Here is a 14,011-nt window from a genome sequence, read left to right on the forward strand (position 1 = left end):
GGCTACCCCCCGAGTCCAGCGAAGCCCATGAACGCCAGCGACAGGACCCCGGCCAGCATCAGGCTCATCGCCGCGCCGCGCGCCACGGAGGGTACGTCGGCCAGATCGACCTGCTCGCGCAGGCCCGCCATCAGTACGATCGCCAGGATGAACCCGGCGCCGGCGCCCAGGCTGTAGGTCACCGACTGCAGGAAATCGTACTCGTAGCTGGTCTGGAACAGCGCCACGCCCAGGATCGCGCAGTTCGTGGTAATCAGCGGTAGGAAGATGCCCAGTGCCCGGTAGAGGGGCGGGCTGAACTTCTTCACCACCATCTCCACCAGCTGCACCGCCGAGGCGATGACGGCGATGTAGGCGATCAGGCTCAGGAACTCGAGCTCGAAGTAGCCCAGCACGATGTTGATGCCGTAGGCGGCCAGCGACGCGATGAGCATGACGAAGGCACTCGCCACGCCCATGGGAAAGGCCGTGCCCAGCTTGCCCGACACCCCGAGGATGGGGCAGATGCCGAGGAACAGGGCGAGCACGAAGTTATTGATGATCGCCGCATTGAGGAAGATGTAGCTCAGGGAATCAGCGTCCATCGGCGGTCGCCTCCTTACCGGCAGCGGCGCGCTTGTTCTGCCGCTCCTTGATCCAGGCAAAGAGCAGCAGCCAGCCGGCGAGCACGAAGAACCCGCCCGGCGGCAGCAGCATGATCACCCAGGGCTCGAAACTGTCGGCGAAGACCTGAATACCCAGGATCTCCCCCGCCCCGAGGAGCTCACGCACGGTCCCGAGGCAGAGCAGTGCCAGCGTGAAACCGGCCCCGACGCCGAGGGCGTCAATCAGCGTCTTACCCAGCGGCTTGCGCGACGCGAACGCCTCGGCCCGGCCGAGGATCATGCAGTTGGCCACGATTAGCTGAATGAACGCCCCGAGGGCGTTGTAGATATCCAGGCTGATCGCCTGAATCGCGTAGTCGACCACCGTGACGAAGCTCGCGATGATCACGATATAGGAGGCGATGCGCACCTCCTTGGGGATGAAATCGCGCAGAATGGAGACCAGCCCGGTGGAGCAGACCAACACGAAGGTCGTAGCCAGCCCCATCGCCAGCGCGTTCTCGGTGGTGTTGGTCACGGCCAGCACCGGGCACATCCCTAGGAGCATCACGAAAACGGGGTTCTCCCGCCAGATGCCGCTGAGGAAGGTATCCATGGTGATCGGTTCTTGCTCACGCTTGGCAGCCATCACTCATTCCTTTCCAGCTCGGACCAGTGCCCCTGGAGCTGCGGCAGTCGCTCGTCCGCGCTCCGGTGCAGCATGTCTCCGATGGCTTCGGCGGAGACGGTGGCCCCAGTGATCCCGTCAATATCGCCGGGATCCTCGCGCTCTCCCGGGTCTACGGTGCGGATGCCGTGCTTCAGTCCGGTACCGTCCTCATTCAGTGAGGCGTCCAACCCTTCGATACTGCCCAGGAAGTCCGGATCGGTCTCGATCCGGTCCCCCAGACCCGGCGTCTCCTGGCTCTCCAGGACGGACATGCCGACAATGCACGCGCAGGACGGGTCGTAGCCGTAGAGGATGCGGATCACATCCGCATACCCTCGCCCCGAGGCCTCCAGCGCCACTCCGGCCAGGGCGCCGTCCTCGGTATAGCCGGCGTGGATGATCGGGCCTCGCTCCTGGGCGTCCTCCTTCGGCACCGGGCCCTCGTCGGTCAGCACGAAATCCCGGCGTTGCGTAGCCCCGGGGATGACGTCGAAGACCGCCTGCTGCAGCGCCCGTTCGTGGTTCTCGGCGATGATCGGCCGGGTCCACTCGACCACGCTGACCACCAGCAGCCCGGCGAACAGCGCGATCACCCCCAGCGTCCCGATCAAACGCAGGCTGGAGGTCGGCGTCGGCGCCACCTGCTGGGACTGGGCTGCTTCGCTCATTACCCCCTCCTCTTGCGCAGGCCATACATCCGCGGCTGGGCAATGCGCTCGATCAGCGGCACCGCCGCATTACCGAGCAGGATCGCGTACATCACACCCTCGGGAAGACCACCGAAAAAGCGGATAATGACCGTCAGGAAGCCGATCAGGATGCCGTAGATCCAGATTCCGGCCGGCGTTACCGGCGACGAGGACATATCGCTGGCCATGAAGAAGGCGCCCAGCATCAGGGCCCCGGAGGCCAGCACGAAGAGCGGATCCGGGTAGGCGGCGGGATCCAGGGCGTAAAACACGCCGGCCGTGGCCGCGGCACTGCCCAGCACCGAGACCGGCACGCGCCAGTTCACCGCGCCACGCAGCACAAGGAAAAGGCCGCAGACGAGGACCAACAGCGCCGAGGTCTCCCCGGCCGAGCCGGCGATGGTCCCGAGCATGAGGTCCCACGTTTCGGTGGCGATCTGCCCCTCGAACTTCCACTCGGCCAGCGGGGTCGCCGTTGTGTACGCGTCCACCGAATCCGGCGTCATGAACGGCAGGGCCAGCGTCGACGGCAGAAACTCCGTGAAACGATCAGCCAGGCCGGCCTGCGTCCAAGTGGAAGACGCCTCGGGGAAGGCCGCGGCGGCGAAGGCACGGCCAAGCAGCGCCGGGTTGAACGGGTTGTAGCCCAACCCCCCGAACAGCGCCTTGCCCAGGGCGATGGCCACGAAAGCCGATACCGCCGCCATCCACAGCGGGAAGGCCGGCGGCAGCGTCAGGGCCAGCAACAGCCCGGTAATGACCGCACTGTAGTCCCCGATCGTACTCGCACGACCCGATAGCTGATTGAACAGCTGCTCGGTCAGGACCGCCGTGACGGTGGTCACCACTAGCAGTGCGGCGACACTGATGCCGAACTGGTAGACCGAGAAGGCACACACCGGCAGCAGAGCCAGGACCACCGAGCGCATGATGCGCTCGACCGTGTCCGGCTCCTTGATGTGGGGCGATGTCTTGATCTCGATACGCGGGCGCATTAAGAGGCTCGCTCCCGATTCAGCGATTTGGCAATCCGGAAGTACTGCACCAGTGGGATGTTCGAGGGGCAGACGTAACTGCAACAGCCGCACTCGAAGCAGTCATTGAGATGGAAGCGCTCTTCCATGGCCTCGTACTGCCGCTTGGCTGCAAGCCGCCCGAGCTCAGCCGGGTTGAGCCCCACCGGACACACCTCCACACAGCGACCGCAGCGGATGCACGGCTGCGTCGGCGGGCGATCGGTCTCATCGCCGACCCCCTCGGGCAGCACCAGCACCCCCGAGATCCCCTTCGTGACCGGCACATCCAGGAACGCCACCGTGTTCCCCATCATCGGCCCACCGAGGATGATTCGGCTCGGATCATCTCCCTCGAAGCCGACCTCCTCGAGCAGGTAGCGCAGCGGCGTGCCGACAGGGACCCGATAGTTGCCGGGGCGTTCCACGCCGGGACCGGCCACGGTGATGACGCGCTCGATCAGCCCCTCCCCGCGCGGGAGCAGGTACCCGAGCTGCGCCATGGTGCCGATGTTGTTGACCACGGCCCCGATCTCGTAGGGCAGGCCACCCGAGGGCACCTCCCGGTCAAGCAGGGCCTTGATCAACATCTTCTCCGAGCCCTGGGGGTACTTGGACTTGAGCTGCACCACCCGGATGGCGTCTTCTTCGGCGACCGCCTGCTGCAGCGCGGCGACGGCATCGGGCTTGTTGTCCTCGACGCCGATCACCGCCTCCGGAGCACCCACCGCCCGCATCGCCAAGCGCACGCCGGCGATGATGGACTCGGTGGCTTCGATCATCAGCCGGTGGTCGGTACTGAGAAAGGGCTCGCATTCGCAGCCGTTGACCACCAGCGTGTCGATGGCGTAGCCCTCCGGCACCGAAAGCTTCAGGTGGGTAGGAAACGACGCCCCCCCCTGCCCGACGATCCCGGCGTCCTGAATGGCCTCGATGAGCTCCTGACGCGAGAGGGCATCGAGATCCCGCTCCCGGCTCCAGCGCACCACCTGACTATCGCCCGGAGCCGTGCGCAGGAGAATCGCCTCGGTCTTGGGACCGCGGGCGGTGGGCATGAGCTCGACCCCCTCCACGGTACCGGTCACCGGGGCGTGGATCGGAACCGAGGGCCAGCCATCCGCCTCGGCGATCGGCTCACCGCGGCTCACCTCCTGCCCACGGGTCACCAGCGACCGCGCCGGACGCCCGAAGTGCTGCGTCAGCGGCAGCACCATGCGCGGGGCAAACGACAGACGCCGAATGGGCTGCTTGCGGGTCTGATCCTTGCGCCCCGGGGGCTCAATCCCCCGGGGGAAGGTCAGTCCACCCAGAAAGGACAGCACGCTCATGGTCAGTTGAACTTCTCTGCCCGCTTGATGAGCTTGTCCAGGCCCGGCTCGTTCGGGTCGAACGGGGTGCCCGGGTGGATCGCGAACGAGGCGCACTTCTCCGCCGCGCGGACGATGTCCTTGAACGACGCCCCCTTCGGATCCTTCACAACGACCTGCTTGTTGTCGTCGTACTCAAAAACGCCGGGGGCGATGTCGATGCAGTCATCGCACGCGGTGCACTCGTTGCTCTCCACCCACACCGGATCGTGGGCTGCGGTGGGCGCGGCATCGGCAGCGCCCCCGTCATCGGCCCCCTGACCCTGCGCGCCCGCGGAGGACACCGCCGACTCGGGGGCGGCGAGCGCGCCGGCCAGCTGGCCGGAATCCTCGCCGCTGGCCATGGAGACCAGGGCCGCGCTGATCCGTTGCGCCATCTCCTGACGCGTCCGGGCAGCCACGGCCTGCTCATCGACCTCTTCACGATCCAGTCCGAGCAGACCCTTGAGCTGATGCCAGAAGTCACGTCGCTCCTCGGTCGAGCGGACCAGCTCCTCGGAGACGATGACCCGGACCAGTCGGTTCTGCTTGTCCACGGCCCAGATGTACGGGAACAGGCCCTCGCGATCCTCTTCGTCGAGCTCCAGCAGCTCCACCAGCGGGATCATGTCGTCGTTCCACTTCTCCGGCGGCACCTGCTTGAAGTGCTTGCGGAAGCGACCCTCGGTCAGCGCGAAGTCGGCAAAGGTCATGGGTAGTTCCATGCTCTGCTCCGCGCCCTCCTCGTCGAGGTAGTTGAGGGTGTACGTCGGCCAGTCCTGCTCGACCTCAGGGTTACCCTCGAGATCACTGCACTCGCGGAACGTGGTGCCGCGATCCGGGTTGTAGCGGAACAGCGGGTAGGCCCGGCCGTCCACTGCCATACGCGACTGCATGAAGGCCACATCGTCCCCCACTCCGTGCTCCGGCGGGCAGACGGCGTAGACGTTGAACACCGCTGGACGCCGGGTGTTGAGACCCTCGATGAAGCTCTCAAGCAGGTGCGTGACGTTGGCGATGGTCCCCTGCGCGACATAACTGGTGCGGTGGGCCATGCCGATGAGGCTGATCTCCTTGCGGATCTCGTTCTTGCCCTTCCAGGCCTTGCCGTAGGGCGCCATGTCCGAGACCTGGCTGATGAACCCAGAGGTGCAGGCCTGGCCACCGGTGTTGGAGTAGACCTGGGTATCGAGCACCAGCACCTTCACCGGCTTCCCGGACATCATGGCCCGCGACAGGTTCTGGAAGCCGATGTCGTACATGGCGCCGTCGCCGCCCAGGCTGACCACCGGCGGGCACAGGGCGTACTCCTCGTCGGTGAAGTTCTCCCAGTTGAACTGGGCGAAGAACGCGTCGTGCTCGGCCGGATCGTACTTGCCGGCGAGTTCGAGTTCGGCCATGCGGATGGCCTTGAAGCCATCGGCCATCTTCGACATGTGCCCCTCGAAGATGCCCACTGCCATTGACGGGCTGTCCTGGAACAGGTGGCTGGTCCACGGGAACGGATAGGGGTTGTAGGGATACGTGCTCCCCCAGACCGAGGTGCAGCCTGTGGCGTTGATCACGCCCATGTGGGTACGGCCGCGGCCGGTCGGCCCCTCGGTGTAGCGCCAGCGCAGATCCTTGAGCCGGGCCAGCACGTCGGTAGCCCACTTCAGCCAGTCGGGATCCACAGTCTGGCTGCCCCGCCCCTCATCCAGCGTGCCGGACAAGCGCGAGAGCGTCAGGTCACGGTCCGAGTGTGCCTGGATGGCCTCGTGGACCGCGTGGACGTCGGAGATATCCATGCCCTCGGCCAGCTTGAGGCGGATGTGCTGCTCCAGCCGGGCGATCAGGTCGTCAATCTTCTTGACGTGCTCCTTGACCCGGGGCTGCATCAGCGCCGAGACCGTGGAGGTGAACAGGTGCACCGCGGTCTTCTCGCCGCAGCCCAGGCATGCGCCGTCGCCGGCGTTCAACGACTCGTAGTTGGTCTTATCGAGCAGCAGCGTCTCCAGGGCGCCGATGCCCTCATCCAGGTCGTCGATGCGGATGTAGTCCTTGCTGGTGCTCGGCAGATCAAGCCAGAAGTCCCAATTGCGCCGCATTCGGTCGACGTCGTCCTGGGTCTGTGTCACCGCCTCGAGGGCACCCTCGTCACAGATGCGGACGCACTCCATGCACCCCTTGCAGGTATACGGATTGACCGCCAGGGAGAACAGACCGCCACTGCCGGGGCTGCGCTTCTCCTGCGCGGAGAAGAACGGCTTGGTGACGGCGAACTGGAAGTCGCCGATCTGCTCGCGCAGCGATGCCAGCTCCCGCTCCAGACGCTCCTTATCGCCGCCATCGAGCGTGCTATCGGCCAGCAGGCGCTGGATGGAGTCGTCGAGTTCAGCGTGGAAGTCGGCCTCCTCGCCGGCCTCGAGCAGCGCACTGCGCAGCCGCTTCTCAAGATCGCGCACGGCGCGCCGCAGATGGCGTGTCGGCTGGGTCTTCTCGATACGACGCACGCCGGTGTCGAAGATCTCGCCGATGCTGTTGACCAGCCCGGGCAGTGCGGTGTCCGGACAGACCGCGTAGCAGTCCCCGCAGGCCGTGCACTTGGCCGGATCCCAGGCGGGGTACTCGAAGCGTACCTGGGTCATGTCCCGGTAGATCGCCGTGGACGCCGGGATCAGCGACTGCGCCATGAAGGGATCGGCCAGGTTGTCACTGCCCTGCCCGGCGACATAGAAGCTGCCGGTCTGCTCCCAGAAACGGTGGATATCCGAACGCGCATCCTCGGACTTGGGCAGACGCTTGAGCATCACCGGCATCTCCGGCATGGCCCGCTGCTCGCCCGAAGCCGGCGCCACGGCACCGCTGAGGGTCTTGTCGGTGATCTCCACCAGTTCATCGAAGCCGCGGCGGACCACCCGCAGGTTGTCCTCCACCACGCGGCGCCCCTTGCTGCCGAACTTCTGCTCGAGCTGCTCCTCGATAGCGCGGAAAAGTGAGTCACGTGTCAGGCCGCGGCGCTGCATAAGCGGCGACGACGCGAAAAACGCGCCCTGGAAGGCAATGCCCTGCATGCGGAACTGCAGATCGGCATCCGAGGCCTCGTCCCGGGCAATCTTGAACGCATCGAGATAGTAGACGTGGATATCGTTCTCGACGATGTAGCGCTGGGCCTCCGCCGGGAAGCTCTCCCAGACGGCTGCCGGCGAGTCCAGGTTCGACTGGATAACGAACGTCCCGCCCTTGGCCAGGCCGGCCAGCGGGTTGGAGTGATCGAAGACGTTCGGGTCCGGCGACAGGACAACCTCGACCTCCTTGAGCTCGCTGCTGACCCGGATTGGCTCCGGCGCAGCAGCCAGGTAATAGGTGGTCGGCTGCCCCTTCTTCTCGGAGCCGTACTTCGGGTTCGCCTTGATGTGGAAGTCGAGCAGGTCGAAGAGCGTCATGGCCAGGTTCTTGCCGGTGGTCATGGCGCCCCAACCGCCAACCGAGTGCAGCCGCGCGGTGATCGCCTCATCGGGCATCAGGCTCGGGTTCTCGGAACCGCGCAGTGCCATCTTCTCGATACCCGGGTAGGCCTCCTGCACCTTCTGCTGATGCACCTCCTGGGTGGGCGTCGCCGGGTTGGGCCGGATGAAGTCCACCGACAGGTAAAAGAACGTCTGCTGCGGCCCGTCGCCGAGCATGTTCTCCACGGCGGCGATCAGCCCCTCGGGCTGCAGGTCGCGCGAGCCCAAGCCGTAGGCACCGGAATAGATCCGCGGCATGTCCCCGCCGCCGAAGGACGGATAATCCGGGTACGGTTTGCCTTCCCCGGCGATGCGGTTCTCCAGGCACTTGGTCAGTGCCGCCCGGGTTTCGCGGGCCAGGGGCAGATCCTCGGCCAACGGCTGATCCGTGCGCTCGAGCACGGCGACGCCCTTGCGCCCCTTGAGCAGCTGGGCCAGGTCGGCGCCAGGGAAGGGACGGAACATGGTCAGATTGACCACGCCCACCGGGATGCCGCGCGTATCCCGCAGGTAATCGGCCACCGCCTCGGCAGTGGCCACCATGCTGCCCTGACCGACAATGACGTACTCGGCGTCGTCCATCCGGTAACCGGAGACCCGGTTGTAGCGCCGGCCGGTCAGCTGGGAGAACTCCTCCATGCAGGCGTCGGCGATCTCGGGCAGGTGGGCGTAGAAGTACGGCCGCTGGGCCGCCACCTGCTGCATGTAGGCGTCCTGGTTCTGCACCGAACCGGAGAGCATCGGGTTGTCGACATCCCAAATGGCGGGGATACGGCGGCGCTGCTCGCCATAGAGCATCCGCTGCGCCGGGGTCGGACAGTCGATGATATCGTCGGCACTGCCCAGGTACTCCTGGATCAGCTCCCGCTCGGGGATGCGCAGCGACTCGATCAGGTGAGTGGTCAGGAAGCCGTCCTGACCGACGATACCCGGGTTGAGCGCTAGCTCGGCGATCTTGTGGGAGATGATGTTCAGGTCCGCCGCCTCCTGGGCGTTCTTGGCGAAGACCTGGAAGAAGCCGGTGTCGTCGACACAGTGGTAGTCGTCGTGGCCGGCATGGACGTTGAGCGCGCCCTTGGTGATGGCGCGGCAGCCCATGTTGAGGATGTACGGCAGTCGCTTGCCGGCAGCGGCATAGAGCGATTCGTGCATGAACGCCACGCCCTGCGCCGACGAGAAATTAATCGCCCGCAGGCCGGTCATCGACAGCCCGGCGGTCATCGCCGCAGCGGCGTGCTCGGACTCCGGCTCGATGAAGATCAGCGAGCGACCGGAGACATTGATATGACCCTTGGAGACCTCCTCGGCCCACATCTCACCCATGTCCGTGGACGGAGTGATCGGGTAGGCGCCGGCGGCGTCCGAGGATTCGCGCTCGCACTGGATGACGGCACTGTTGCCGTCCATCGCCCCGCGAATCCCCTGATACTTCATCAGGTCCTGCGACGTAGTGCGCTTGAAAAGCATATCGCCTCCCCTAGCTTGCCCGGTCCGTCCGGACCGGTGCTCATTTCGAAATCTGTGTACCTGTAACCGCCAGACGCCACACCGCGGCGCCGGCCCGCGCGCATGCCGGCCGGCCAGCCATGCGGGCTGTAGCGCTGTGCCTCAGACGCGAGGCAGGGGTTCCATGCGCGGTAGAGGTTCTTTGCGGGTGATCTTCCGTGCGCCCGCACCCCGTCGGGGCTCACCGTCTTCCAACCAGACAATGGCGCCCGTTGGACAACGTTCGATCGCCACTGGTGAGGCCAGGTCGTTCTTGCTGTAGTCGATCACCGCCAGGTTATTTTCCATGCGGATCAGACCTTCCGGCGCGTCGGCTGCACAGCGCCCGCAGGCAGTGCAGACGACCTCACAGTGGGATTCGGCCTCGTCCTGCGGATCCTGGTTGCGGCAATTGATCCACAGGCGGTGGCTTTCGGGTTGCAGGCTGAAGAGGTCTTTTGGACAGATTTCGACGCAATCACCGCAGCCGGTGCATTTTTCGGCATCCACGATCGGCAGGCCATACCGGTTGAGCTCAATGGCGTCGAAACCGCACTCGTCCTCGCAGTCACCAAGGCCGAGACAGCCCCAGACACAGCCCTTGCCACCGCCGGCGACCAGCGCCGCCGCTCGACAGGACTTGAGCCCCTCGTAGCGCGCCCGGGTAGCCGCCACGTGGGTGCCGCCAGCGCAGGCCAGTCGGGCGATTAGCCGCTCCTGGTCGCCTACGCTGACACCGAGCAGGTCAGCGATCTGCTGATTCAACTCGGGGGAGTTGACTGTACACCGGGAAGGCTGGGTGTCGCCGTTGATCAGGGCTTCGGCAAACGGGCGACAGCCCGCGACCCCGCAGGCCCCGCAGTTCGCCCGAGGCAGCAGGTCCTCGATCTCGTCGATTCGCGGATCCTCGTAGACGTAGAGCCGCCGATTGGCCACGGCGAGCATCGCGGCCAGGAGGATACCCAGGCTCGCCATCACGCCGCCCGCCAGGGCGATCTGTGTCATTGCCGAAGTCACTCGCTGCGTCCCTTCCCGATGGTGTTAACGGTATTGTGCAGTGAACAATAGCGAGTGGAAATTACCCTCATAGAGGTCGACAGGTCAAATCCCGATGGGTTTTCCGGTGCCCGCGACCACCCGCTCGCGCGCGCGCGCTCCCATCATGTTGATCCCCCACCCCTTGCTCTCTATGCTCTACCGGCCTGAAATCGCAGTCCGGACAACGAGTCAGTCCCCAGGAGCAGTGCATGCCCGATCAATTCCTCACAGGCAATGAAGCCGTCGCCCAAGCCGCACTCGACGGCGCCGTGTCGCTGGGTACCGGCTATCCGGGAACCCCCTCGACCGAGATCCTCGAGCGCCTCGACCACCTCGGAGGGCGTGCCCAGTGGGCTCCCAACGAGAAGGTGGCCCTTGAGGTCGGCCTCGGCGTGGCCTACGGCAACGCCCGGGCCCTGGTGACTATGAAGCACGTCGGCCTCAACGTGGCCGCTGACGCGTTGTTCTCCGCCACCTACACCGGTGTAGCCGAGGGCCTGGTCATCGCCGTCGCCGACGACCCGGGAATGCACTCCAGCCAGAACGAGCAGGACACCCGCCGCTATGCCGAAGCCTCCGGGGCACCGATGCTCGAGCCCGGCGACAGCCAGGAGGCGTACGACTATACGCTCAAGGCCCTGGAACTCTCCGCTCGCTTCCAGTTGCCGGTGATCCTGCGTTTGACCACACGGATCTGCCACTCCAAGGGGCGGGTCCGCACCCGCACCGAACGGGCGCAGGTGCCCGCGCCGCGGTACGAGCGGGACATCCCCGGTCGGGTCATGATCCCTGGCTACGCGCGTCCGGCCCACGTCCGGCTGCGCGAACGCCTGGCCAACCTTGCGCGCTCCGAGGTGTCGGCGGAGCTGCTCGTCGAGGAGGGCGAGGATACGAGCCTGGGGATCATCGCCGACGGCGTGGCTGCAGCCCATGCCCGGGAGGCCGCCCCCGGAGCTCGCCTGCTCAAGCCGGGGCTGACCCACCCGCTACCCATCGAGGCCATGCGCGCCTTCGCCGCCAAGGTGGACCGTTGCGTAGTGATCGAAGAGGGGGATCCGTACCTCTACACCGCCGCTCGGGCAGCGGACATCCCGGTGGAGGGCAAGCCGGAGCGCTTCCGTTTCGGTGAGCTCAACGCCGACCGGGTCCGCCGCATCCTCGCCGGCGACGAGAGCCCGGAGCCCGAACCGGAGGAACCGGGCAAGCCGCCGCGGCTCTGTGCCGACTGCTCCCATAGACAGGTGTTCCAGACCCTGTCCCGGCACGAGTGCATCGTTGCCGGAGACATCGGCTGCTACACCCTCGGCGTCATGCCTCCCTTCGAGGCGATGGACACCTGCGTATGCATGGGCGCGAGCGTCGGCGTCGGGCTCGGCCTGCGCCATGCCCTCCCCGCCGACCAGGCACGACGGGTGGTGAGCGTCATCGGCGACAGCACCTTCGTGCATACCGGCCTCCCCGGGCTGGCCGAGATGGCCTATAACCCGCCGGCCACCGGCCACGTGCTGCTCATACTCGACAACGACACCACAGCCATGACCGGGCTCCAGGAGCACCCGGGCACAGGCCGACAGATCGACCACCACCCGGCCACCAGCAAGCTCAACTACGAGGCCGTCGCCCTGGCGATGGGCATCACCCGGGTGCACACGGTGGATCCGGTCGAGGCTCAGGACGAGTTCGAGCGACTGCTCACCGACGCCTTGGCCAGCGACGAACTCACCCTGATCGTGGCCAGGCGCCCCTGCCCGCTGGCCAGCCGGCGCCTGGCCGCACTTCAGGCCGAGCAGGAGTCGTCGTCATGAGCGACGAGCACGGCGTAACCAACATCGTCATTGCCGGACTCGGCGGCCAGGGGATCGTCACGGGCTCGGACATCCTGGCCGAGGCCGCCTTCAGCGCCGGCCACGACGTAAAGAAGAGCGAGATCCACGGCATGAGTCAACGAGGCGGGTCGGTCAGCAGCGACATCCGCTTCGGGCCCCGGGTCCACAGCCCGATGGTGCCGCACGCCGAGGCCGACTTCCTGATCATCTCGGAATCGTCCCAGGTCCTGCCCAACCGCCATCGGCTGGCCCCTCACGGGCGCCTGATCACGCCCGACGCCGTCCCGCAGCTCTTCCAGGACGAGGCATCGCAGCACGCCGCCCGCATGGTCAATGTCGCACTGCTCGGCGTGCTCAGTGCCCACCTCGACATCGACGAGACGCACTGGATCGACGCCATCCGCGGTCAGCTGCCCGATAAGCTCCACGAGATGAACCTGCGCGTATTCCGCCAGGCGCGGGGCATCGAGGCCCTGTTCGGCACTCTAACCAGCCATTCACGCCCCCGACCCACTCTGTGACGAGGGAGACCATGCACGACCGAGCCGCACCGACTCCGGATCAGCCGACCTTCAACCCGCGCAGCGCCCCCGATTACCTCCCGGAGCAGCAGCTGCGCGAGCTCCAGCTCACTCGTCTCCAGGGCATGGTCACGCGGGCCTACGAGCGCGTACCACTGTTCCGCGAGCGTTGCGAGCAGCGGGGGGTGCAACCCTCCGACCTGCGTCAGCTGGCCGACATCCAGCATCTGCCGTTCACCGTCAAGAACGACCTGCGCGATACCTACCCCTTCGGCCTGTTTGCTAGCCCGCGTGAGGAGATCGTCCGCCTGCACGCCTCCAGCGGAACCACTGGCAAGCCGATCGTGGTGGCGTACACCCGGGACGATCTGGACGTCTGGTCCGAGGTCATGAGCCGGACCTTCGCCGCTTGTGGCGTCCATGCCGGCGACATGGTGCAGAACGCCTTCGGTTACGGGCTGTTCACCGGGGGGCTTGGCGCGCACTACGGCGCCGAGGAACTGGGGGCCACGGTCATCCCCATCTCCGGGGGCAACACCGAGCGGCAGATGATGGTGATGCGCGATTTCGGGGTCACCGCGCTGTGCGCCACCCCCAGCTATTTCCTTCATCTGCTGGAACGCGCCCGCGAGGCAGACATCGATTGGCCGAACCTGCCCCTGCGTGTGGGGATCTTCGGCGCCGAGCCGTGGACCGAGGCAATGCGCCAGCGCATCGAGCAGGAGAGCGGTATTCGTGCGTACGACATCTACGGCCTTTCCGAGATCATCGGCCCCGGCGTGGGCAGCGAGTGCTGCGCTCAGGACGGCCTGCACATCTTCGAGGATCACTTCTACCCGGAGATCATCGACCCCGAGTCCGGCACCCCGCTGCCCGACGGCGAGGAAGGCGAGCTGGTGCTCACCACCCTGAGCAAGCAGGCCATGCCGATGATCCGTTACCGGACCCGGGACCTGACCACCATCATCCCCGAGCCGTGCAGCTGCGGCCGGACCATAAGGCGCATCCAACGCATCGGCCGGCGCAGCGACGATATGTTCATCATCCGCGGTATCAATGTCTTTCCGGCCCAAGTCGAGACCGCGCTGCTGCAGGTTGAAGGGACCCTGCCCCACTACCAGATCACCCTGAGCCGCCAGGGGAGCCTCGACCAGATGGAGGTCGCCGTCGAGGTCACCGAGGCGGTGCTGAGTGATACCGTCGGGGGGATGGAGGCGCTGCAAAGGCAGATCGCCGACGCCCTCGAGCACATCATCGGGCTGCGCGTCGGTGTCCGCCTCGCCGAGCCTCAGAGTCTCCCACGCAGCGAGGGCAAGGCGAAGCGGGTTTTCGATAACCGCGAGGGGTGACC

Annotated in this window: 10 protein-coding genes; 3 read left to right on the forward strand and 7 right to left on the reverse strand. The window is 66.2% G+C overall.

The genetic code is table 11. The annotated features are described in order from the left end of the window. Positions 1–2 precede the first annotated feature (2 nt). From LRG07_RS03700 to LRG07_RS03730, 7 genes are all read right to left on the reverse strand, one after another. Complete coding sequence (locus LRG07_RS03700) at positions 3–584, reverse strand: electron transport complex protein RnfA (RefSeq protein ID WP_201167363.1); 582 nt, start codon at positions 582–584, stop codon at positions 3–5. Further along, a complete protein-coding gene (rsxE, locus tag LRG07_RS03705; RefSeq protein ID WP_201242552.1) occupies positions 574–1,233 on the reverse strand; it encodes an electron transport complex subunit RsxE in 660 nt (219 codons plus the stop codon). Before rsxE ends, LRG07_RS03700 begins: the two co-directional genes overlap by 11 nt. Beyond that, positions 1,233–1,922: an FMN-binding protein gene (locus tag LRG07_RS03710; protein ID WP_201167369.1), complete on the reverse strand. Its 690-nt coding sequence runs from the start codon at positions 1,920–1,922 to the stop codon at positions 1,233–1,235. The genes rsxE and LRG07_RS03710 overlap by 1 nt, the downstream gene beginning before the upstream one ends. Next, the gene (locus tag LRG07_RS03715) at positions 1,922–2,938 is read right to left on the reverse strand and encodes an RnfABCDGE type electron transport complex subunit D (RefSeq protein ID WP_201242554.1); all 1,017 of its coding nucleotides are present in this window, start codon (positions 2,936–2,938) and stop codon (positions 1,922–1,924) included. Before LRG07_RS03715 ends, LRG07_RS03710 begins: the two co-directional genes overlap by 1 nt. Continuing rightward, complete coding sequence (gene rsxC, locus LRG07_RS03720; protein ID WP_201167375.1) at positions 2,938–4,284, reverse strand: electron transport complex subunit RsxC; 1,347 nt, start codon at positions 4,282–4,284, stop codon at positions 2,938–2,940. Before rsxC ends, LRG07_RS03715 begins: the two co-directional genes overlap by 1 nt. Before the next feature lie 2 nt (positions 4,285–4,286). Then, positions 4,287–9,257, reverse strand: a complete 4,971-nt coding sequence (locus LRG07_RS03725; protein WP_201167377.1) for a 2-oxoacid:acceptor oxidoreductase family protein — start codon at positions 9,255–9,257, stop codon at positions 4,287–4,289. A gap of 141 nt (positions 9,258–9,398) precedes the next feature. Then, positions 9,399–10,280 carry an RnfABCDGE type electron transport complex subunit B gene (locus tag LRG07_RS03730; protein WP_201167379.1) on the reverse strand — a complete coding sequence of 294 codons (882 nt, stop codon included), beginning with the start codon at positions 10,278–10,280 and terminating at the stop codon, positions 9,399–9,401. Positions 10,281–10,522: 242 nt separating this feature from the next. Here LRG07_RS03730 and LRG07_RS03735 point away from each other — a divergent pair, with 242 nt between their 5' ends. The 3 genes from LRG07_RS03735 to LRG07_RS03745 are packed head-to-tail and all read left to right on the forward strand — an operon-like array spanning position 10,523 to position 14,009. Then, the gene (locus LRG07_RS03735) at positions 10,523–12,118 is read left to right on the forward strand and encodes a thiamine pyrophosphate-dependent enzyme (protein ID WP_201167381.1); all 1,596 of its coding nucleotides are present in this window, start codon (positions 10,523–10,525) and stop codon (positions 12,116–12,118) included. Beyond that, entirely contained in the window at positions 12,115–12,660 is a 546-nt protein-coding gene (locus tag LRG07_RS03740) for an indolepyruvate oxidoreductase subunit beta (protein ID WP_238641819.1), read from the forward strand. Before LRG07_RS03735 ends, LRG07_RS03740 begins: the two co-directional genes overlap by 4 nt. Positions 12,661–12,671: 11 nt before the next feature. Beyond that, complete coding sequence (locus LRG07_RS03745) at positions 12,672–14,009, forward strand: phenylacetate--CoA ligase family protein (RefSeq protein WP_238641820.1); 1,338 nt, start codon at positions 12,672–12,674, stop codon at positions 14,007–14,009. Positions 14,010–14,011 lie beyond the last annotated feature (2 nt).

Origin of the sequence: Halorhodospira sp. 9622, from assembly GCF_022228025.1 — a bacterium.
In the GTDB taxonomy this organism is placed as follows: Bacteria; Pseudomonadota; Gammaproteobacteria; order Nitrococcales; family Halorhodospiraceae; genus Halorhodospira; species Halorhodospira halophila_A.